Genomic DNA, 23,666 nt, shown 5'->3' on the forward strand with positions numbered 1-23,666 from the left:
AGATAGGAGTCCGTCTCGTGGGCTCGGAGATGTGTATAAGAGACAGACTCTATACGGATCCTGCTGGAATCCCTGCTCCGGCATGCGGATACTGAAAAGCAGATAATAACTGCAGAAGATGTAGAGGCCCTTGCCCGCTGGAGCCCTGAAAATATAAACGAAAGGGACATTCCGTTTATTCCTTCAAGGGTAATCATGCAGGACTTCACAGGTGTTCCTGCGGTAGTTGACCTGGCAGCCCTCCGCTCGGCAATGGAGCGCCTTGGAGGAGACCCGGCTAAAATCAACCCTGTAATTCCTGCTGATCTGGTCATTGACCACTCGGTTCAGGTGGATTCCTACGGGACCGCATATGCCCTTGAGAAAAATGAGAAAAAAGAGTTTGAACGCAACGGGGAGCGTTATACCGTCCTCCGCTGGGCACAGAAAGCCTTTGACAATTTCAGGGTCGTGCCCCCCGGAAGAGGGATCATCCACCAGGTAAACCTTGAGTACCTGACCCCACTCGTGCACCTGAAAGAGAAGGAAGGCGAGTTATTTGCGTTCCCTGACACCCTTGTCGGGACTGACTCCCATACCACAATGATCAATGGGATAGGCGTGCTCGGCTGGGGAGTAGGCGGCATAGAAGCCGAAGCTGTAATGCTCGGGCAGCCTTACTATATGCCCGTTCCTGAAGTTGTGGGCTTCAAACTCTATGGAAAACCGGGACCCGGAGTTACCGCCACAGATCTCGTTCTTACGATCACCAAAATGTTAAGAAAGCACGGCGTAGTCGGCAAATTTGTCGAATTCTATGGGCCCGGCCTGGCTTCCTTAAGCCTCCCTGACAGGGCAACGATTTCAAATATGGCTCCGGAATACGGGGCAACTCTCGGGATTTTCCCGCCTGACGTGGAGACCTTAAATTACCTGAAGAGAACAGGCAGGAGCGACGAGCAGGTTGACCTTGTGAAAAAGTACCTGGAAGCACAGGACCTTCTTTACTCTATCCACAAACCTGAACCTCTTTTCAGCAGCACTCTTGATCTTGATATGGGTACTGTAAAGCCCTGCCTCGCAGGACCAAAACGCCCGCAAGACCAGCTCTTCCTGAACGAGGTCTCTGAAAATTTCCGTGAAACAATGAGGCAGACCTTTATAAGAAAGAAGGAAGGAGGCGTTGAGCTTGCCAGAGACTCTGCCTATCTGCGCTGGCTGGGAGAAGGAGGAGCGCCTGTAGAAGAATCCGAAGCATTCGGCATGAAAGAGGCAAAAAAGGTTGACTCCCATGAGAGAAACTTCAGGGTCACACATGGTTCCGTAGTGATCGCGTCTATTACTTCCTGTACCAATACCTCCAATCCATCGGTGCTCATAGGAGCCGGGCTGCTCGCAAAAAAGGCTGTTGAAAGGGGCCTGAAGGTTAAACCTTTTGTGAAAACAAGCCTGTCTCCGGGCTCAAGAGTGGCTACTGAGTACCTTGGAGCCGCAGGCCTTCTGCCCTATCTGGAAGCTCTGGGTTTCCACCAGGTCGGGTATGGCTGTACGACCTGTATAGGGAACAGCGGGCCTCTGCCCGAACATGTTGCAAAAGAAATTGGAGAAAAAGACCTTACAGTTGCAGCCGTACTCAGTGGAAACAGGAACTTTGAAGGCAGAATCAATCCGCTTGTAAAAGCAAACTACCTTGCATCCCCTCCGCTTGTTGTTGCATATGCAATCGCGGGTACGGTGAACATAAACTTCGAAACTGATCCCCTTGCTTATGACCCGAACGGGCTCCCTGTTTATCTAAGAGATATCTGGCCTGGAAACGAAGAGATCAGGGAGACCGAAAAGACCAGCGTAACGCCTTCGATGTTCAAAAAAGAGTACTCAGGTGTTCTGGAAGGCGCAAGCCTCTGGAAAGAGCTGGATGTGCCTGAGGGTACCCTCTATGCCTGGAGCCCGACATCCACCTACATTCAGGAACCGCCCTATTTTGTGGATTTCCCGCTTACTTTGCCTCTGCCGGGAGATATACAAAATGCCAGGGTTCTCGCTCTTTTCGGGGACAGCATCACTACAGACCACATCTCCCCGGCAGGAGATATCCCGGCAGACGGCCCGGCAGGCAGATACCTGATATCCTGGGGTGTAGACCGGAAAGATTTCAATTCCTACGGCTCGCGCCGGGGCAACCATGAAGTAATGATGCGCGGGACTTTCGCGAACATCCGGCTCAGGAACAGGCTTGTAAGCAGGGAAGGAGGCTGGACTGTCTCTCACCTCAAAGGGGAAGATTTCCCGCCTGAAGCCTGCGAGGGAATCCCGATCTATGATGCCGCTCTGCTTTATGCGGAAAATGATATCCCCCTGATTGTACTCGCAGGAAAAGAGTACGGGACAGGCAGTTCCCGCGACTGGGCAGCAAAAGGAACATTCCTCCTTGGGGTAAAGGCAGTTATTGCCGAGTCCTTTGAGCGCATCCACAGAAGCAACCTTGTGGGCATGGGAGTTCTTCCCCTGCAATTTAAAGACGGAGAAAACGCAGATACCCTTGGCCTCACAGGAAAGGAAAGCTACGATATCCTTGGCATTGAGAAAATGGAACCCCACGGAGAGCTTATCGTAAGGGCAAAGGACGATAACGGAGGAGAAACAGAGTTCAAGGTAGCATTGAGGCTGGACTCTGCTGTGGAGATAGAGTACTACAGGAACGGCGGGATTTTGCATAAGTTCCTGCGGGATTCAGTGAAGAAAAAATAAGAGGTCACTTATCCAGAATAGCACAAGAATATTTTTTTAAAAGGTTCCGCTGGCCTTAATAAGGTGTCTTCTTTTTTCCGGAACCTTTCTTTTTATCCTTATTAGATACGGGGTTATTTTAGCTCAAATTGGTATTTTGAAGAGGGATACATTACGAAAAATATTAGACCCCATACTTAAAATAAGTGAAGAGATTGAGGAGGCGGGAGTTTTAACATAGGAAAATATATTTAAAACGATTTAAATTTACAATTTCAACAAATTTAATATACTTATTCGATGATAATACAATTGCATTGTCACCCTATTTTTGGACCCAAAAGGTCCTTCGTGTTAAATCTTTCACGTATAATCAGAGGATTCCCCAATTTCAAAGTTTTTTGAAAATCCTCGAGGCATAACTGTGAGGTAGAAAATGAGTAAAAATATATGTTTCATAGACGGGCTGGAGGGCGTTCTGAAATACAGGGAAGTAGACATCAACGAACTGGTCGAACTTCCTTATGATGCAGTTTCCTATCTGCTAATCCGGGGAGAGCTCCCTGGAGAACAGGAACTTGCCGAGTACTCAGCCCGCCTGCATGCGGAGCGTGAAATTAACAGGGAGGTAATGGACATTATCCGCATGTGCAATTTCAATATCGATGCTATGGAAGTGCTGCGCACAGTCATTTCTTTCATATCTCAATTCGATCCGAACCTGAATGACAGCTCTCCTGAAGGAAATATGAGAAAAGCCATACGGCTAATTGCCATAGTCCCAACCATTGTTGCTGCATATTATAGAGTGTCAAATGGAAAGGAACCTGTGCCCCCTGACCCCTCCCTCTCTCACGGAGCCAATTTCCTGTACATGATAAAAGGAAGCAAGCCAGACCCACTGGAAGCTGAAGTCATGGAAAAAGACTTTATTCTCAGTGCCGAGCATGAGTTGAATGCTTCCACCTTCTCATCCAGAGTTACAGCTTCAACCCTGTCCGACCTCTATTCAGCAGTTGTTTCAGGGCTCTGCACACTTAAAGGTCCCCTTCATGGAGGAGCAAGGGCAGAGGTTATGAATATGCTTGAAGACGTTGCCAGCCCTGAAAATGCAGAGAAATTTGTCCTTGAGAAAATTGAAAAGAGAGACAAAATAATGGGCTTCGGGCACAGAGTGTACAAGACATATGACCCCAGGGGCACAATATTCAAGCAGCTCTCAAGGAAACTGGCTGAATCCAAAGGGGATATGCACTGGTACGCGACAGCCGAAGCAATCGAAAATACTGTTGTCCGCGAGCTTGTGGAAAAAAGAGGGAAGCCGATTTATCCTAACGTTGATTTCTATTCCGGAGTCATCTATAAATATATGGAAATCCCCCCGCAGCTTGCAACCTCGATCTTTGCAATAGGGAGAGTCTCAGGCTGGATAGCCCATTGCTTTGACCAGTATGAGAAGAAAAAGATCATAAGGCCAAGAGCTTTCATGCTCGACGAATGTTAAAATCTCAGAAAAAACCTGGTTATGCCTGAAAACTGGCAGGAATGAAAGAGATAGAAGAGGCAGAAGAATAAGAGGCAGATCAGTAAAACGAGATCTGACAAATCGGAAATGAGAACCAGAAATAAAACTGGGTTTTCAGGCAAAACAGGTTCATAAACAGAATACTGATTCAAGAGAAAACAGGATTTTCAGCGGCAAAAGCCCTTTTTCGTCATATTTTAATTATATTAAACCATTGATATCGGTAACAGGGCATGAAGCTATTAAGCCCTGGAACCGGATAATCTTTTTATCATCTGACAGCTTTTTGATATCCAGATACCCATGAGTTATAGAGATTTCATAGACCGGTTAAAAGAAAACGGGAAACTTGTAGAAGTTCCTCAGCCCGTTTCCCCGAGATTCGAAGCTTCAAGAATTGCAAAAAAAACAAAAGCTCCGGTTCTTTTCCACGACATTTCAGGCTCAAAGGTTATTATGAACCTTCTTGGGTCCAGGGACGAACTTGCTTCCATGCTAGGGGTCCCTAAAGAAGAAATTATAAGAAAGCTTGCGGAAGTTTCTCCGGAAGGCGAAGTACAGATAGTTTCGGAGTCTCCTACCCTTGAGGTCATAGAAAATGAGGTTGACCTCACAAAACTCCCTATCCTTACCCATTTTGAAAAAGACGGAGCCCCCTACATAACTGCAGGAATTATAGTTTCCGAATACGGAGGCGTTATGAATGCTTCGATCCACCGCCTTATGCTTGTGGGAAAAGACAAACTAGCAGCCCGCCTTGTCCCCCCGAGGCATACCTACCTCCTGCACAAAAAAGCCATCGAAAAAGGCGAACCTCTGCCTGTTGCAATTGTTATCGGCTGCGACCCTACGATTATTTACGCAACCTCTACAAGGGTCCCTGTAGGAAAAGAATTTGAATACGCAGCCGCCCTGCGGGGAGCTCCGGTAGAACTTTTTGAGTGCTCAAACGGGATAAAAGTACCGCACTCCGAGATCGTGCTCGAAGGGTACATTGACCCTGTAGAAAAAGTTGATGAAGGCCCATTTGTGGACATTACCGGAACATACGATGTGGTAAGGAAAGAACCTGTAATCCGTATCACCCGCGTTATCCACAGAAAAGACCCGATCTATCATGGAATTCTGCCGGCTGGTCCCGAACACCTCCTGATGATGGGCGTGCCTTACGAGCCAAGGATATACAGGGCTGTAGGGGAAGTTACGACCGTCAAAAACGTGGTGTTGACAGAAGGAGGATGCTGTTACCTTCATGCAGTTGTGCAGATCGAAAAACAGACTGAAGGAGACGGGAAAAACGCTATTATGGCAGCCTTTGCAGCTCACACAAGCCTCAAGCATGTAGTGGTCGTGGATGAGGACATAAATATCTTTGACCCTAATGATGTCGAGTTTGCAATTGCTACAAGGGTAAAAGGGGATATGGATATTATGATTATTCCTAATGTCCGCGGAAGTTCCCTTGATCCCAGAGGAGCTCCTGACGGGACTACTACGAAAGTGGGAATCGATGCTACAAAGGTTCTTATTGAAAAAGAGAACTTCGAAAGGGCAGTGATTCCGGAATAATGATTGAGATGGAGCTTTTAACAGGCAGGTAAACTTAAAAGGACTGCAGCCCGGGGTATAAAAAACCCCCTCGCCTTGCCTTAATATTTTATACTCATCCTAATATTTTATACTCGTCTTAATATTCTGTACTTGCCTTAATGTATTATACTCGTTTCAATGTTCTGTATTTGCTTTAATAAATTATAAGTGCCATAATTATACCTGCCTCAATATTTTTTCACCCTGCATTTACTATCTGGCAGCTAAAGAGGGAATTTTCATGTACCTTACAAAAGAAGAAGAACAAATCCTGAACGGAGAAGCAGGAGAGACTCTCAGGAAAGCAATTGAGATTCTTGTAGCTCTCGGGGACATCTATAGTGCTGACGGGTTGATCCCCATCAAAAGCGCCCAGATTGCAGGGGTCTCTTATAAAACTATAGGTGATGCCGGACTTGAATGGATCTCAGACCTTGAAGGACAGGTAAAGGTTCCCGCAATCCTGAACCCTGCTGGAATGGACCTGGAAAACTGGGAAAGGCTGAGAATTTCTCCTGAATTTGCAGAAAAGCAGAAGGCGATTATTCAGGCTTACAAAAAGCTTGGAATCCGTTGTGAATGTACCTGCACTCCTTATAACCTCGAAGGCTTTTCAGCAGGCTACGGCGACCACCTGGCGTGGAGTGAATCCTCAGCCATCTCTTATGCGAACTCCGTAATAGGAGCCCGGACAAACAGGGAAGGAGGACCATCCGCCCTTTCGGCAGCTCTTCTGGGAAAAACGGCAAACTATGGGCTCCATCTTGAGGAAAACCGCGTTCCTGAAGTCTCGATCAGGGTGGAGTGCCCGCTTAAAGAATCGGATTATGGAGCACTTGGATATGTAGCAGGCAAAATCATTGGGAACCGGGTACCTATTTTTCGTCTAAAGGATACTCCGGAAAAGGATGAACTTAAAGCCCTTGGAGCTGCAATGGCGGCATCCGGAGCAGTGGCTCTTTATCACGTGGAAGGAGTGACCCCTGAAGCCCAAAGGCTGGGCTTTGAAGAGCCGGAAGAAAAAATAATTATAGAGAGAAGCCAGCTGGATGAAGTTTATGAGAGCAGAGAAAGAGCTGGAAAAGAGCCGGACCTGATTACTATCGGCTGCCCTCACTGCTCTGCAGCCGAACTTAAGAAAGCGGCTGAACTCCTGAAAGGAAAAACCGTTTCAAAGGAAACCTGGATCTTTACCTCGCGGGAACTTGCAAAACGTTATCCGGATTATATCCGGACCATTGAGGGAAGTGGGGCTAAGGTTGTTTGCGATACCTGTATGGTAGTCTCTCCGGCAACCAACACCTACTCCTGCGTCATGGTGAATTCTGGAAAAGCCTTTGCCTACGTGCCCGGGATGTGCGGGGCTGAAAGTGTATACGGGAATATGGAAGCCTGCATCGAGGAGGCAACCGGAAGAAAGGGAAAAAAGGCAGGTGGTTCCTATTAAACTCAAAGGCCGGACAATTTCCAGGGGATGTGCAGAAGGGGAAGTTTTGCTTTCCAGAGACCCCATATCCTTCCTTGGCAGTGTGGACCCTAAAACAGGAATTGTTGTCGAAGAAAAACACTCTCTCGCAGGAAAATCAATCAAAGGGAAGGTCCTTGTTTTTCCCCATGGGAAGGGATCGACTGTTGGCTCCTATGTAATGTACCAGCTGAAGAAAAATGAGGCTGGACCGGTAGCGATTATCAATCTGGAAACCGAACCGATTGTAGCGGTAGGAGCAATTATATCTGAAATTCCTTTAGTTGATATGCTGGAAAAAAACCCATACGAGTATTTAAACGATGGAGACATTGTCCGGGTAAACGGTAGTGAGGGATATATCGAATTTATAAAACCTGAAGACAGTAAGAAAAAATAATGATGCAAAGTAAACATTAATGATGCAAATCAAACTTTAAACCTGCATACCGTGCCGTTTAAGCTTAAAACGTGAAAATTGCTTAAATGTAAACGCTAAAAACCTCAAGCTTCAAAGACGTGAAACTAAAAATGAAACAGGGACGAGAAGACCAGAGAAAAGGCAATGGTAAGTCAGAGACTGAAGAGATGATTTCACGCATATACCCTTCCATAATCAGGGTATTTGATGTATATGAAATCCAGAAGTCCGGAGAGATTTTCTATTTCTTCGGTACCCCTAAAACGGATGCCGAAAATGTAATGGGAGAACTCTGGGCTCCCCTCGAACAGCGAGGACTTGGAGGTACCCTGAAGTACGAGCTTGGGGAGCACGTTCTTATTGTCGCTCCTGTAAAGAAGACAAAGGAAAAAGTCTGGGTAAACCTCGTACTTTTCATAGCAACAGTGTTTACAACTATGCTCTGTGGGGCCTGGATGTTCGGGGTTGACCTCTGGAGCGATCCCTTGCAGGTTTTCCAGGGTTTGCCCTTCACCTTTGCAATAATGGCTGTTCTCGGCTCTCATGAGATGGCTCATTATGCAATGGCAAGGTACCATGGGATGAAAACGTCCCTCCCTTACTTTATTCCGTTTCCGACTTTCATAGGCACGATGGGAGCGGTAATCCGTTACAGGGGACCTATTCCTAACCGGAAAGTTCTCTTTGATGTTGGGATTGCAGGGCCTCTGGTTGGGCTTCTGGTTTCGATTGCAGTCACCATAATAGGGTTACATCTTAATGCGCCTACAGTCAAACCGTTGCCCGATGCCCTGATGTTCGAGCTTGGCCTCCCACCTCTTTTTGTAATGATCCAGAAGCTTGTCGGTGTTACAGGGAGTAACCTGCACCCCGTGGCTTTTGCAGGCTGGGTGGGGATGTTTGTAACCCTTCTAAATCTCCTTCCGGCAGGGCAGCTTGACGGAGGGCACGTGCTCAGGGCAATGCTCGGCAAAAAAGCGGATAGGGTCTCTTCGATGATGCCTCGTATCCTTTTCCTGACAGGTTTTTATGTGGTTTACGGGTTAAAGGGAGACGGGTTTATCTGGATATTCTGGGCTCTCTTTCTATGGGCTTTTGCAGCGGCCGGGCATCCATCCCCTCTTCAGGATAAAGTGAAGCTGGATAAAAAGCGTATCCTTATAGGAATAATTACCTTTATCCTTGGGCTGCTTTGCTTTACCCTTATTCCTTTTAACCCCATAACCTGAAAAGACTGGAAAATCTGAAGAGAACCGACACCTGAAAAAAGCACTGAAAAAAGGAGAAAAAAAAATAATGGACGTGCATTTCCGGTATAGCAAAAAGAACTCTTACAGCTTTGCAGTTCTTTCACCTTTACTTCCTGAAGCCGGATTTACTGACATTCCCCTGAACGGGATCATGATCTATAGTTTAACCACACGTCAGGCAGCGAAGATATTCAGTGAAGTTGAAAATGCAGGGACTGACTCAATCTTCATTGCAGGAGGGGCTCACCCTTCCGGATCCCCCGAAGAGACACTTGAGTATTTTGATTACGTGGTGATTGGCGAAGGTGAAGAAACGCTTCCGGAACTTGTAAAGGTTCTGAAGGAAGGGAGAGATCCGGGAGAGGTAAAGGGAATTGCTTACAAAAACTCAGATACCGGTAAGATCATCAGAACTCCTGAAAGGCCTCATGTGAACCTGGATGCATATCCCTGTTTTGACCCGAAAAAACTTCGCTCCCCCATTGAAATCAGCCGCGGATGCCCCTGGGGCTGTAAGTACTGCCAGACTCCCAGGCTTTTTGGAAGGGAGGTCAGGCACAGGAGCATTGATTGCATCCTGAAGAATGCACAGCACTATAAAGACCTCCGTTTCATAGCTTCAAATGCTTTCGCTTACGGAAGCGATGGAGTTCACCCGAGGTTCGATAAGGTAGAAAAACTGCTCTCTGCCCTGCATGAACTTCCCGATAAGAAAATCTTTTTCGGAACTTTCCCCTCCGAGGTCCGCCCTGAGTTCGTGACCGAAGAATCTGCCGAACTTGTGAGAAAATACTGTGCAAACGACAGCCTTAGCCTTGGTGCTCAGTCCGGAAGTGACCGCGTCCTTAAAGAAATAAGGAGAGGGCATACAGTTGATGACACAATTTCAGCTGTTGAGTGCTGCCTGGAACATGAGATTATCCCGGCAGTTGATTTCATTTTCGGGCTTCCCACCGAAACCGAAGAAGATCAGGAAAAAAGCCTTGACCTCGTCAGCTGGATCTGCGGAAAAGGTGGGACTGTTAGGGCCCATTACCTGAGCCCACTTCCGGACACTCCGTACGCATCAGCAGTCCCCTCGAAAGTGAGCGACCATGTAAGGCGGGAGCTTGGAAAACTTGCCTATGGGGGAAAACTAACAGGTTACTGGGAAAAATACAGGAAGACCTGAAAGAAAACCTAAAAAAAGAAGGAGAAAAGGGTAAAGGAAAGCCGGCATTAATTCCGGTTCCGGCTTTTAAACCCCGATCCTGCGTTTTGATTTAACAGGCTGTTTTTGAATTAAATCGCACAAGGAGACCTTTGTTTTTGATCCTGTTACTTTACTGATTTCTTAGCTTTAATGGCTCGTATATTTTAAAGGATGTCTGTTGATCCCGTATTTAGTTCTCATTTTGAGATATGCTTATCGATCTTGTATTGTTGTGTCATTTATCTTAGCAGGTTATTTAGAACCTTCTGATACTTTTTTACGATTTAGGAGGCGTATGTTTTTCAGATTAGGAGGCTCTCATACTAACACATTTATGGCATGGAGATAAATTTTGTTTTTATTCCCGTATGTAAGAAATGCCTCAATGTATTTATAATTTGTTGTTACTTATTTTAAATTAATGCATAATAAATAATAATAGGGCAAATGTGGATCATAAAAACAAAATATGTAGAAGTATGTTTTCCAGAAGAGCAATTTACAGAAATGAAGTTTATACAAAAGCTGATCACAAATCACTAATTCCACTAAATGGAAAACTAAAATTCTATTAGAAACTCATAACCAGTTCATCTTTTTTGGCTCCGGCTTCAGGTCAGAGACGGTAAAATTAAGAGGGGAAGATCAAGGCTCAATTCAACTTGAGCCTCGCCTGCATTCCGAAAAGATACTGCTGGCTAAAATTACTTTTCAGGCCTTTTCTGCCTTTAAGACCATTTCCAGCCCTGCCTGCATTAATTCTTCTGCCCTCTCCTGCTTTTTTGCCTCGGCAAAGACCCGGAAAATTGGTTCGGTACCCGAAGGACGTATAAGGACCCAACCATCGTCATACCAGATCTTGACCCCATCAATGGTATCTGTTATGAGTCCCAGGTTTGAAGTTTCCTCCATAATTCTCCCCATAGTGCCCATAACATCCTTAGAAGGAGTTTTGGTCTTTGCATTGAAGTACACAGGCACGCTTTTAGTTAACTCAGTAAACTTTTTCCCCCCGGCAAGGATCTCAAGGATTTTGGCACATGCCATTGCTCCATCCCGGCAGTACTGGTGTTTGGGGAAAATAAGGCCTCCATTGCCTTCTCCTCCGAAAACGGCACCTACGTCCATCATCTTTCGGGCAACATTGATTGAACCGACCGCGGTCCAGTGAAGTTCAACCCCTTCTTCCTTTGCGACATCAGCCATGCGCTGGGAAGAACTGACCGGAGTAACTATAGGCCCTTTTTCACGCTCAAGCATATATTTCGCCATCATGGCAAGCAGAACTTCTTCATTTACAAATTCCCCGTTTTCATCCATAAAGACGATTCTGTCCGCATCCCCGTCATGCGCTGCCCCGAAGGCTGCACCTGTCTTTTTAACAAGGTCCGAAAGTTCAGTCAGGACTTCAGGCGTGGGTTCGGGATTTCTCCATGGAAAAGTCCCGTCAGGCTGAGCCCCAAGAGTAAGTACCTCACAGCCAAGGTCCCTGAGCAGGAAAGGAAGAGTAAGGGAACCTGCCCCGCAGCCCATATCCACAACTACCTTAAATTTCCGGCTGCGTATGGTTTCGGCATCAACTGCACGGATTATACTTTTTATATAATAATCATTAACTGAAGGATCAGCCCTGAAATTTCCCGTTTTTTCCCAGGAGACCGTTGAGAATTTGCCTGAAAAATAAATTTTTTCAATTTCCCTTTCCCCGTCCCTCGGGAACTCTGAGCCGTCTCCTGCAATCAGCTTGATTCCATTGTATTCCCTGGGGTTGTGAGATGCCGTAATAACGATCCCGGCATCCGCATAGTCGCGCACATAGTATTGAATGGAGGGGGTAGGGACAATCCCGACATCAATCACACTCAGGCCTGTTGCAAGAGCTCCGGCAATTGCTGCAGATTTCAGCATCTGGCCCGAAATCCGGGTATCGCAACCTATTGCAACCGTACCTTTTGAGCCCATGTATGTTCCAAGACTTTTGGCTAAATTGACTGCCAGTTCGGGGGTTACATATTCATTGGCAATACCACGCACACCATTAGTTCCGAATAATTCCATCTAAGATCTCCATCTTATCATTTACGTCAAAATTATACTATTATAAGGAAATTAGGTTCTAATTAGATTTATTATTGTAACCAGAGCCCTGATAGGAAAACAAAGTTTCGGTACAGAGAGATTGAAGCATTTTTGAAGTAAAGCAAGCAGCTTTTGAAATGGTGTCATTTCAAGATATCTAACTCAGGAAAAAACACCGATTAAGCACACCATATCCCTTTACTATGGCTGCCGTAAGGCAACTGGCTATTGGGCTGGAAAATACATATATCTTATTAGCTGAAAACTCGTTATTAATGGACATTGCAAAGATCGAGATGATAAGAGAGGCTATAAGAGCCAGAGAAAGTGCAGTCATTGCATTTTCAGGGGGAGTGGACAGTTCAACTCTTGCAGCCCTTGCATTTGAGGTACTTGGGGAAAAAGCCCTTGCCGTAACTATAGATTCTCCACTTTTTCCCCGGCAGCAGCTCGAAACAGCTGCCCAGACAGCCTGTGAAATAGGTATTCAGCATAAAATCCTCCCGTTCTCCCTTACCAGCGTGCCCTATTTTTCCGCAAATACAATTAACAGGTGCTACTTCTGTAAAAAAGCCCTTCTTGAAACTCTGGTGGAGTTCGCGGAGAAAGCCGGATATAATGTCGTGCTTGAAGGGACAAATGCTTCTGAAATAAAAGGGGAAAACCGTCCTGGGTACAGAGCAATTGAGGAAGCAGGTGAAAAGATTTTGTCCCCCTTTGTGGAGTTTAACATTACAAAAGAAGAGATAAGGGAGATTGCCACGAATCTCTCCCTTTCCGCAGCCAACAGACCGTCTGCAGCTTGCCTTGCCACACGTATTGCTTACGGACAACCTATTACCACCGAAGCTCTTGAGAAAATAGAAAAAGCCGAAGATTATCTTTTATCTCTGGGTTTCACACAATTCAGGGTAAGGATGCATTCCAACCTTGCCAGGATAGAGGTTACTGGCAAGGAGTTTGAGGACGCATTCCGCAAAAAAGAAAAAATATCCAGGCATCTTAAAGCTCTTGGTTTTGACTATGTAACCCTTGACCTTGAGGGCTTCCGTTCAGGGAGTATGGATGAACCCCACATGCGGAAAAAAACTGAAGAAAAAGAAGAAAAAGAAGAAGAATGAAACAGAAGGAAAATGAAACAGAAAGAGAATGAAACAGAAGGAAAATGAAACAGAAAGAGAATGAGCTCAAAAAAGAATAAATATCGAAATAGATAGATTGACCAGATGAGCCTGATTGACCATAAAAAGAATGCCAGCGGAAGAAATATGACAGAAATTTTAATCCGAAAAGCCGAAAAAAAAGACCTGCTTGCAATCCAGAGGCTCCTATCCACTTATTTTCTGGATATGGAAGAGCTTGAGCCCGAGGACTTTGTGCTGGCTGAAAAAGAAGGAAAGGTGGTTGGATGTGCTGCCCTTATCAGGGACACGTCAAATGAGAAGACTTTTCTGGAGCTCCACTCCATTGCCGTGCATCCAAACCTTCGGGGAAAAGGAATCGGAACCAGGCTTATGGAGTACCTGATAAATACTATTGATTTCCCGGAGCCTCCTGGAACCTCTGCCTGTGAATTATATGTACGGACGACTGCTCCGGGCTTTTTTGAAAAGCTTGGTTTTATAAAACTGCAGGACGCAGAAAAATTACTTCTCTGGGAAGACTGCAGAAAGTGCGAGCATTTTGAGAAGTGTGCACAGCACGCCATGAGGTATTTTCGAGTTTCCTGAAGAAACAGACCTGATAAAGGTTAACGAAACATTATTTTACAAAAAAGCACAATGAAGCAGCTTATGCTCACCCTTGGAATCGTCAATACCTACGACAAGATCAAAGTTCTCGATGCGCATTACCGGGCAATTGCCAGAGCCGCACCAATTTGCCATGCTTTTGGGTTCCACCTTGCCCTTTATGATTTCCCGTTCAAAATGACCGCAGAAGAGCTGGTCGCGTTCGTAATGGATAAAACCACTATAGGAGAATCGGGGAGTTATCTCAGGATACTTTACGAAAAAAACCACCTTTCAGTGTCCGATCTTCCAAAGAAAGGCTTTCCGTCTCACTTTGGAGAGATAGTTATTACCACTTCAAAGCCAGACCCAAAAAAACAGGTTATGCCCGTAAGAATCGCTGAAGAAGCGTTACGCAACCGTTCATTTCTATTTCTTGTGGGCCTCGGGCATAAGGGACTTCCAAAAGAACTCTTAGAGAGAGGGAAATACCATCTTGATATTACCTCTAAAGGGCTTTCCCTTGAGACGTGCACTGCAATAGGGGCTATACCTGCCCATCTCTCAGGGCTAATGGAAAACCTGGAAACAAAGAAGTAATCTTTGGGTTTAAATTCCGGAGCAGGGGGGATAAAAATCATCGCTGGAGCAGCCGCTCTGAAATTTGAGTGATCTAAAAAAAAATTTCAAAGCAATCTAAAAAAATTCCGGAATAGATATATATTACGAATTACAATTAATAGTATGTTGTGGGTAAGAACGACACTTGCTGCGCTGCCGTGGGGTTTAGAGCCGGAAGAACTGGAATTCTAACCTTCATTAAAAGGGCTGATATTCAGAAGCGCAGAGCTTGAATCCATTCTGGAGGGGTTTTTATTCAGGAATACTGGAAGATCTACCTTAACCTGGAAGCTTGCATCCGGAAGGAACAAAATTTTAGCCCTGAGATAAGCGCAAGCATTGAAGAGACAGGAGGAAAATTTATGAGTGAAACGAATCACGAAGACAGAAAGAGAAGTGAATATAGATACAAAAACCATAAAAACGGTTACCACACTGTAGTAAAAGGCTGTACAGATAGCCTTGACTCAGATGAATTAGACCTTTACCGCTTTATGATAGGCGGCGTGCAGGGTAAATAACCTGCATAAGCTTTTTTTAGTTCTCATTCCTAGAAAAGAAGCATGTACGATGTATATGCGGTCCGTGAAGATTTTCCTGTTTTAAAAGAAGTTGTGTACCTGGACAGCACAGCGACTACGCAGACCCCGATACCTGCAGTTGAAGCCATGGTTGAATACTTTTACAGGTATGCAGGCAACCACGGGAGAGGAGCGCACCGCCTTGCCAGGGAGACCACAAATCACTATGAAGATGCACGGGAGACTGTTGCCCGTTTTCTGCATGCAGATCCTTCAAAGACCGTGTTTACGAAAAATACAACCGAAGGGGTCAACCTTGTTGCAACCAGTTATCCCTGGGAGGCAGGAGACCACATCATTACAACCATGCTCGAGCACCATTCAAACCTCCTGCCCTGGCTGCGCCTGCAGAAGAAAGGGGTAAACGTAACAGTTGTAAGCCCGGACCGCAAAGGCATAATTGATCCTCAGATGATAGAAAATGCCCTCACTGACAGGACAAAACTCATCGCTGTAACTCAGGTCTCAAACGTTTTCGGCTCTATTCAGAATGTTAACAGGATTACGAAAATTGCCCGCAGAAACGGGGTAAAAACACTTATTGACGGCGCCCAGTCTGCAGGACATATGCCAGTGGATCTAAAAGAACTTGACTGTGACTTTTTTGCAACCGCAGGACACAAAGGGCTGCTTGGCCCTCAGGGAACTGGCGTACTCTATATAAGACAACCTGATGTGCTGGAAAGCGCCTCAGTAGGAGGAGGTACGGTTTCGGACGTCAGCGGGCTTTCATACACACTTGAGCCGTCCCCTGCCTGTTTTGAAGCCGGCACTCCGAATATTCCAGGGGTTATCGGGCTTGGGAGAGCAGTGGAGTATGTGGAAAAAATAGGGGTTTCCGAGATTGAAAAGCATGAAGAGAAACTTTCCGGGGAAGCTGCAAAGAGGCTCTCGGAACTCGAGCACGTGGAGGTTTACGGGCCTGAAAACCGGGCAGGGATTGTGCCTTTTAATGTGAAAGGGCTTCATGCTCACGATGTTGCCCTGATCCTTGACCAGACAAGAAAAATTTGCGTCCGCAGTGGACACCACTGTGCAATCCCGATTACCCGCTTCCTCGAAGTTGACAGCACTGTGAGAGCCTCCTTTGCACTCTACAACACAGAAGAAGAAGTAGATATACTTGTAAATGCAGTCAACGCGCTCAAAGCCCTTGTATCCTGAAAAAGACCTGTATCCTGAAAAAAGGTTTCTTCTGAAAGGGTATCTGAAAACCGTATCCGGAAAAACCGCATCCTGAAAACATCATCAGGCATTTAATTAGAAGATACGCTACATTCTGGCGTATGTTCCTTAATTTTAAGAGATTGTTTTTAATACAGGTACTGGAGAATATCAGTACATAATACGAAATATAAATAAGTTGCTTTAACCGAACTATTTTCAGGAGCAAGATAAATGGAACGAATAACGAGCGGAATAGAATGCCTTGATTCACTCCTTGGAGGGGGCTATCCCAGGGGAAAAGGTATCCTTATCACAGGACCTACGGGTTCGGGAAAGACGATAATGGGTACACATTTCCTGTACAGCAACTGCTCCGCAGGAAAGAGGGGGCTTTTGATCCTTACAAGAGCACTTCTGGAAGATATTATCCTTCAGTCAAAATCGCTGGGGATGGACCTTGAACCTTTTATTGATTCCGGGTTGCTCGTGGTAGAAGATGTATTTCAAAGCAGGATTCAGGAGACGCTCTTTTCGTCCCGCCTGGGAAAAGGGCTTGAAGTAGCAGAAAAAGACCGGGTTGGGAGGGTCAAAGATCTAGCTGAAAATGTAGACATTGTGGTCCTGGACAGCCTTGGAGCTCTTACCAAAACACGTAATTGTGTGGGTAATGAAGCCCTCAGTAAGTTTGATGCCATCTACAGCATCCTGGCAAAACATGGCTGCACATCTCTTTTTCTCATGGACGACCGCGCCCATAACCAGCATCAGGGTTTTGCAGATTATCTTGTGTTCGGAAAAATAGAACTGAAAATAAAAGAAGAAACTGCAAACGGAAAACTATCACATATGCTTTCAGTTACAAAAATGAGGGGTACGGATCTCTCCGGCGAAAAGCTCTTCTTTGGGCTTACTCCTTCAGGGATAAGAGACAAATAAGTTTTTGAGAACTATTTAAAGAGCTGAAAACCTTTTCTCAAAAAATCTTTTTCTTGAATTTTTAGCCTTTGTGAAAGAGCTATGACAGTTGACGAGTTCACATCAGATATTACAGTCCTGCAAGATCTTATTTTATAATTATTTTCGGACTCTGAGAGTATAGGATTTTAACCTTTTCCCAAATTGCCCCTATTTTAAAGTAACCCGATGCCTTAATAAAAAAGTTTACTAGCCACATTCTAAATAAATATATCGATTACTTGCCAAAATATCTAAAAAAATGGGCTAAAAGAAGAAAAAATGGATTTATACAGATGTGTCAAAAGATGAAAGTTTAGAAAGATATAGAGGCATGATAGGAAGATTTTATAAGATGTTGAGTCATACATAGCATAAGGAGAAATCTGAAGGCGAGAGTATGGATGAAGTAATAGAAATCTCGGAAAAGAAAAGTTTTATTTCGGGGTTGTTCGGGAAAACAGGCGATAGTAACTCCATCTCAGAGATATTAAAAAGGGCTAAAAGTCATTTTGATAAGCCTTTGAGAAGCATGCCGACGTACGACCAGGAAAAAGACGGACCTCTTGTAGTGTTTGAAGTGCCTGAAGAATTTAAGGAAATAGAAAGGTACTGGCTTCAAGAACCTTATGCTCTGGTATCGATTCTGGAAGACCGTAAAACAAGATACTACAGGCTTGTTGAACCTGCCCTCACAAAGTTTGAAAAAGATCTGCTCGAAAGACTTTACGAGGATTTTCAGGACATTCTGGTTTTGAACCCTACAACCTCTAAAATAGAAAAAGACGCGCTCCTTGTGGACAAAACCCTTTTCCTTCTTGAACGTTATAAAGCTGAAATTTCAGCCTCAACCATTCACAGGATAATGTATTACCTCAGAAGAAACTTGCTTGGTTATGAAAAAATAAATCCTTTTCTTTATGATCCTTATATAGAAGACATATCATGTGACGGTGTCGGAGTTCCGCTCTATATTTATCATACAAGATATCTCAATATTGAAAGTAATATTTCTTTTGAAGAGGAAGAGCTTGACTCCCTTGTAATCAAGATGTGCCAGCTGAATAACAAGCACATCTCTGTCAGCCAGCCAATCGTTGATGCAACAATCCATGATGGATCAAGGCTTCAGGCTATGTTAGGGAGAGAAATCACTCCCCGCGGCAGTTCGTTTACTATCCGTAAGTTCAGAAAAGATCCGATAACGCCTATCGACCTGCTCGGCTTTAAGACGTGCGATATGGAAATGCTGGTATACCTCTGGCTGGTCATTGAAAACGGCTACAATATGCTTTTTGCAGGAGGGACGGCTTCAGGAAAAACCTCAATGCTTAACGCCACGTCCCTTTTCATGCCTTCCACAGCCAAGATAGTCTCTATAGAGGATACAAGAGAGCTCTTACTCTACCACAACAACTGGGTCTCGGGTATTTCAAGGGAAAGCTTTGCCGCAGATGCTACGGGGGAAGTTTCCATGTACGACCTTTTAAGGGCTTCCCTGAGACAGCGTCCGGATTTCATCATTGTGGGTGAAGTCAGAGGCAGTGAAGCTCTTACTCTGTTCCAGGCAATGTCAACAGGGCATGCAACAAGCTCGACAATGCACGCAGGAGATGTGCAGACTGTTATAAACAGGCTTACCCACGAACCCATAAATGTGCCTCAGATTATGCTGCAGTCACTTGATGTGCTCTGTATCCAGGAACAGGTGTACATAGAAGATAAAAGGGTAAGGAGAACAAGGAGCCTTGTAGAAGTCCTTAACGTTGACCCTGAGACAGGAGACCTTGGCATTAACGAGCTTTTCAACTGGGAACCTTCTGAAGACTGCTTCTTGAAAGTTGGGGACTCCTATCTCATGCAGGACATCATGCACGTAAGAGGATGGGATACAGGCCAGTTGAGAAACGAGATCGAGAGTAGGAGAAAGATCCTTACCTACCTGTATGAGAAAAATATGAGGAGTTACATCCAGGTATCCCTTGTAGTGCAGGCATATCAGAGTTATCCGAAAATGGTCATGGAAGGTATAGAAAACGACACCCTGCAAGGTATGATACAGGATATGGTTGCTTAAGAGGGGGAACATGACTTACACTTCTGTGGACGAACTGGCATACAGAACTTTTGGGAACTTCTTTTACAAAAATAAGGAAAGCTTCCAGGAGCTCAAAGTAAAGATACGCCAATCCCATATTCCAATATCAGTGGACCAGTACCTGGCATCCGCCTTCATGTATTCGATATTTGCAGGCGTAATCGGAGGAATCTTCGGGTTATGGCTCGGGCTGAAAACCTTTGGGGACCCTATTTCTCGACTCAGCCTTTTTGTGGATTCTACAAGGGCAGGATTTGCAGAAGAGTACATTTATTTACTTGCGATTTTAGTCGCTCTTTTGGTATTTATTATAAGTTTTCTTACAGTCTTTGGTGTGGCATACATATATCCTTATTTTCAGGCAGATATCCGGAGCGCCTGTATAGATAAGTCCATGCTGCCGGCGGTAACTTATATGTACGCCCTGACAAGGGGCGGAATGTCAATCTATGATGTTTTCAGGTCTCTGAGTAAGTATACCCATATATTTGGCACAAGCGCGGAAGAAATCTCCTACATTGTGCGGGATATGGACTACCTGGGAAAGGATTTTATAAGTGCCCTTAAGGAAGCAAAGGAACGCACCCCCTCGGACCGTTTCAAGGATTTTATTGACGGCTTGATCCTTGTTTCAAGCAGCGGGATCATAACCGAATACATAAGAAATAAGTCCGAGCAGTACCAGGATATGGCGGAACTGGCAAACCGTAACCTGTTAAAGAGGCTGGATGTCCTTGCAGAAGTCTATGTGACCGTGCTTGTCGCAGGCCCATTATTCATAATGACAACCCTTGTAGTGCTGCAGTTTTTCCGGCCGGCTTCAGCTCAGATCCTTTACATGCTTATTTACGTGATAATACCTCTTTCAAGTCTGCTTTTTGTGGTGCTCCTTGATACCGTGGGAGAACTCTCCATGAGCCCGGAAAAGTCCGGTACATCCGGTTTTTCCATGAACCTTTCCGATATTCCAGAGATAGACTCCGGACTCAGCGTCGAAGAAGAGAAAGAAAGGAATAAAAAATTCCAGTTATACAGACAACTTTACAATATCAGAGACCTGGTGTTCAACCCTTACAGGACTATCCGGGAGGAACCCAGATACACATTTTTCTTTGGGGTTCCTTTTGGACTTTACTATCTTGCCCATCTGCCGGAGACGATTAAGGATAAACTAAGTTTTAACTTCCACTTTAATCCGAATTTTTCCCATATCAGCGACACCAGCATCCAGATAATTACCGGAATTGATGATTACATTATTATCTTTATTGTCATTTCCCTGATTCCCTTTATCATCTTTTATGAGATAAGGGCCTGGAGGATGCGTAAGATTGATGAGAGAATGCCTGATTTACTGAGGAACCTTTCAAGCATGAACGAATCTGGAATCTTGCTTTCAAATTCCTTAAAAATAATGGCAGAATCCAAGATGGGTATCCTTAGCAAGGAACTTAAAAAATTGAAGGAAGACCTCGCCTGGGGAACTTCTACTTCAAGAGCCCTCATGAAGCTGGAAAACAGCATCAGAACCGCTACATCAACCAGGGTTCTCCATACGCTTATAAAAGCAAACGAATCTACAAGCGACCTTAAAAGTGTGCTCTCCATTACCGCAGAACAGGTAAAGGGTGATGAGAGGCTGAAAAAAGAGCGCTCTTCGGAAATGGTGGTCTACGTCGTCACCATCTACGTAGCCTTTTTCGTCTTCCTTTTCATCGTTTACGTCCTGGCTGTGTACTTCTTCCCGGAAAGTGCATCATTCAAGAGTTCGTCTCAGGGAATAGGGGGATACGGAGGGATAGGAAACGGCTACTTCAACATCGAAGAGTACACGATGCTCATGTACCACTCAGCTCTTGTCCAGGCTTTTGCTTCCGGACTTATTGCCGGAAAAATGGGGCAGGGTTCAGTATACATGGGCCTGAAGTACAGTGTAAGTATGATGATAATTACCTACGCGGTCTTTACATTCATGGTATAAAGGGAAAGGGGATTTCGGTGCTTAACCGAACTGAAAAAAAGATGACATCTGACGAGCAGGCGGTTTCGGAAGTAATGGGGGTGGTCCTTCTCGTAGGCATAGTAGTAATCATGCTTAGCGTATTGGGTGTTTCTGTTTTTGCACAGGATGGACCTGATGATGTCCCCCATACGAATGTCCAGGAAATTATGGACATTTCCACTGACACGATCTACCTGAAACACAATGGAGGAGAACCCATAAGCACTGAGGATGCCGAGATAATAGTAAATATTAACGGCAGGAAGTATGTGTACACATCCTCACAAATTTACGAAAACCTGGGAAACAGCAGTGTCTGGAAAATTGGGGATACTATTGAAATCAATACGATGAGCACATGGAAGGTTAACCTACAAAATAACGACAAAGTGGAATTAGTTCTGATCGACACCCCATCAAATGAGTTGATCCAGAAAAGCAGACTTACGACAAGGTTTCAAAATGAGCCAAAATTCACAATTACACTCACCCCGATGGGAGAAATAACGGATACATCCTCATCAGCAAAAGATGAATCAAAGAAAGGATATGGAGAGAATTGGCAGGTAAATTCTAAAGATAGTAGTGCAGATGAATATAAAAAAGCCAACGAAAACAAAAACTGCACAACTTATTATCTCCCGAAAGATGTGATAGACACCAGTATATATCAAGAATTAGATTTCGGGATCAAGCCAATGGCCTACGGGGTCAGACCGGGGGATACTTTCTGTAACGTGACCCTTGAGATCGTTTACTATACGCATGATAACTCCCCATCCGATAATATTAAACTCAAATTCTATGACACCGACGAGCATGGGCATGGGGAATGGGTATACTACAAAGAAAGTCTTCCGACACACACTTCTGACTTTGAATCCGAATATATAAACCTGACATATTGCATCAATACCCCCGCCGACCTCGCTAATTTTAAGGTACGAATTGAAGCCTCAACAACAGCAGCTGCAAGCTCAGAGAAAGAGTTAAACATCGATTACATGGGGTTATGGGTAGAAGAAGATAACATATAAAGTGAGTAAAATTCAGGATAGAATTTTGAGACCGGATTTAATCGGGACTTTGAAAAAAGAGACTTATTACGATTTAAAAAAATGAAAAAACAGTGGATGGTGAGATCGGCTTGTCAGACGTAAAAAAACTCATTGAAAACTCCAGTGCTGTTTCGGATGTCCTGGGGGAGGTGCTGATGACGACAATAGCAGTTATCCTTCTCAGTTCAATTGCCGTGTCCATTTTTTCATACAACGGACCGGCTGACGTCCCCCACACACAGGTGAAAGAATGGATGGATGCACAGACCGATACAATCTACCTGGAACACAACGGAGGAGAGTTTATCGATACTGAATCTCTTGAAATAGCGGTAAACATCAATGGAAGTCGGCACACTTACTCCTCGTCCCAGATATATACGAATCTGGGAAACCGGAGCATATGGGAGCTGGGAGACGAAATAGAGATTAACACATTGGGAGAATGGGGAATCGACATCAAAGAAGGAGATGAAATAAATGTGTACCTTATCGATACTCCTTCAAGAGAAGTTATCCAGAACTTGCAGCTATCTCCCTGAGAAAAACTCAAAAAATGGGATGATGAGAGCCTTTCAAAGTATGATTCAATCGAGGCTTATTAAACCGACCTATCCACCTGTATAAATAACACCATATCCCGGGCAATTTTCAAGATGAAGCTGGTGATTACAGAAACTGGAAATTCCGGAAATGACCTTAATGTAGACTACACGGCGTTGTATGTAAATTAAAAAATAAACGGGAGAAGGGGAAAGATGAAAACGAGAAGTTTTGAAGCATTTAAAAAGTCCGAATAGGGGATAGCAGCCGCTGTTGCCGCAGCCCTGCTGCTCGGGATTATAGTTGCCAGTATGACGACAATTCAGCTCCACTACGTTCCCATCTGGAAAGAGGATGCAGAATACGCTCACATGTCCGACGTCTGGCAGGATATGACCAGGTTCAAGTCTAACGTTGACATTCTGGCAGCAGGGCTCGAGATGAACCCTAATGCCAGGATCGTGCTGAACAACCCTGTCCAGCTGGGAGGGGCTGATGTGCCGTTTCTAGGAGGCATGAAAACAGGCGGGACCCTTGCCGTAAACAACGATGTTTCAGGCATGTTGATAGTCGTGGCTGATGATCAGGTGGGATACAACAGCAATAATACTCTATCTTATACCGGCACGGTCTCATACCTGTCTCTTATACACATCTGACGCTGCCGACGAATAGAGAGGT

The 23,666-nt window shown here is 44.9% G+C and carries 17 protein-coding genes and 1 pseudogene; 17 read left to right on the plus strand and 1 reads right to left on the minus strand.

What is annotated here, in order from left to right:
• Positions 1–48: 48 nt before the first annotated feature.
• From acnA to EO95_RS13245, 7 genes and pseudogenes are all read left to right on the plus strand, one after another.
• A pseudogene (acnA, locus tag EO95_RS13215) lies at positions 49–2,730 on the plus strand (aconitate hydratase AcnA); the annotation flags it as partial.
• 415 nt (positions 2,731–3,145) lie between these two features.
• Positions 3,146–4,213, plus strand: coding sequence for a citrate/2-methylcitrate synthase (locus EO95_RS13220; RefSeq protein WP_048135340.1), 1,068 nt, complete (start codon positions 3,146–3,148; stop codon positions 4,211–4,213).
• A 324-nt stretch (positions 4,214–4,537) separates the two neighbouring features.
• Positions 4,538–5,803, plus strand: a complete 1,266-nt coding sequence (locus EO95_RS13225) for a UbiD family decarboxylase (protein ID WP_048135342.1) — start codon at positions 4,538–4,540, stop codon at positions 5,801–5,803.
• A gap of 262 nt (positions 5,804–6,065) precedes the next feature.
• Positions 6,066–7,271, plus strand: a complete 1,206-nt coding sequence (locus EO95_RS13230; RefSeq protein WP_048135344.1) for an aconitase X — start codon at positions 6,066–6,068, stop codon at positions 7,269–7,271.
• Positions 7,258–7,689, plus strand: coding sequence for a DUF126 domain-containing protein (locus EO95_RS13235; protein WP_048135346.1), 432 nt, complete (start codon positions 7,258–7,260; stop codon positions 7,687–7,689). The genes EO95_RS13230 and EO95_RS13235 overlap by 14 nt, the downstream gene beginning before the upstream one ends.
• Positions 7,690–7,820: 131 nt before the next feature.
• A complete protein-coding gene (locus EO95_RS13240; protein WP_048135348.1) occupies positions 7,821–8,939 on the plus strand; it encodes a site-2 protease family protein in 1,119 nt (372 codons plus the stop codon).
• Between the two features lie 67 nt (positions 8,940–9,006).
• Positions 9,007–10,131 carry a TIGR04013 family B12-binding domain/radical SAM domain-containing protein gene (locus EO95_RS13245; RefSeq protein WP_048135350.1) on the plus strand — a complete coding sequence of 375 codons (1,125 nt, stop codon included), beginning with the start codon at positions 9,007–9,009 and terminating at the stop codon, positions 10,129–10,131.
• A gap of 732 nt (positions 10,132–10,863) precedes the next feature.
• Here the strand turns inward: EO95_RS13245 and glmM are convergent.
• Entirely contained in the window at positions 10,864–12,210 is a 1,347-nt protein-coding gene (gene glmM / locus EO95_RS13250; RefSeq protein ID WP_048135352.1) for a phosphoglucosamine mutase, read from the minus strand.
• Between the two features lie 296 nt (positions 12,211–12,506).
• On the opposite strand from glmM, the gene larE reads away from it, so the two are divergent.
• From larE to EO95_RS13295, 10 genes are all read left to right on the plus strand, one after another.
• A complete protein-coding gene (gene larE, locus EO95_RS13255) occupies positions 12,507–13,352 on the plus strand; it encodes an ATP-dependent sacrificial sulfur transferase LarE (protein WP_048135376.1) in 846 nt (281 codons plus the stop codon).
• 105 nt (positions 13,353–13,457) lie between these two features.
• Positions 13,458–13,961 (plus strand): GNAT family N-acetyltransferase, encoded by a 504-nt coding sequence (locus EO95_RS13260; protein WP_235283019.1) that lies wholly within the window; start codon positions 13,458–13,460, stop codon positions 13,959–13,961.
• Positions 13,962–14,012: 51 nt separating this feature from the next.
• Complete coding sequence (locus EO95_RS13265) at positions 14,013–14,561, plus strand: DUF531 domain-containing protein (protein WP_082106053.1); 549 nt, start codon at positions 14,013–14,015, stop codon at positions 14,559–14,561.
• A gap of 383 nt (positions 14,562–14,944) precedes the next feature.
• Positions 14,945–15,103 carry a hypothetical protein gene (locus tag EO95_RS17710; RefSeq protein ID WP_156161028.1) on the plus strand — a complete coding sequence of 53 codons (159 nt, stop codon included), beginning with the start codon at positions 14,945–14,947 and terminating at the stop codon, positions 15,101–15,103.
• Between the two features lie 42 nt (positions 15,104–15,145).
• A complete protein-coding gene (locus EO95_RS13270) occupies positions 15,146–16,327 on the plus strand; it encodes a cysteine desulfurase (RefSeq protein WP_048135354.1) in 1,182 nt (393 codons plus the stop codon).
• 234 nt (positions 16,328–16,561) lie between these two features.
• On the plus strand, positions 16,562–17,266 hold the full coding sequence (locus EO95_RS13275; RefSeq protein WP_048135355.1) for an RAD55 family ATPase: 705 nt from the start codon (positions 16,562–16,564) through the stop codon (positions 17,264–17,266).
• A 418-nt stretch (positions 17,267–17,684) separates the two neighbouring features.
• Positions 17,685–19,361 (plus strand): type II/IV secretion system ATPase subunit, encoded by a 1,677-nt coding sequence (locus EO95_RS13280; protein ID WP_048135357.1) that lies wholly within the window; start codon positions 17,685–17,687, stop codon positions 19,359–19,361.
• Positions 19,362–19,371: 10 nt separating this feature from the next.
• Positions 19,372–21,363, plus strand: a complete 1,992-nt coding sequence (locus EO95_RS13285) for a type II secretion system F family protein (RefSeq protein WP_048135380.1) — start codon at positions 19,372–19,374, stop codon at positions 21,361–21,363.
• Positions 21,364–21,380: 17 nt separating this feature from the next.
• Positions 21,381–22,421: a type IV pilin N-terminal domain-containing protein gene (locus EO95_RS17200; protein WP_235283020.1), complete on the plus strand. Its 1,041-nt coding sequence runs from the start codon at positions 21,381–21,383 to the stop codon at positions 22,419–22,421.
• Between the two features lie 110 nt (positions 22,422–22,531).
• Complete coding sequence (locus EO95_RS13295) at positions 22,532–22,984, plus strand: type IV pilin N-terminal domain-containing protein (protein ID WP_048135359.1); 453 nt, start codon at positions 22,532–22,534, stop codon at positions 22,982–22,984.
• Positions 22,985–23,666: the final 682 nt, after the last annotated feature.

Source organism: Methanosarcina sp. 1.H.T.1A.1, from assembly GCF_000979295.1.
In the GTDB taxonomy this organism is placed as follows: Archaea; Halobacteriota; Methanosarcinia; order Methanosarcinales; family Methanosarcinaceae; genus Methanosarcina.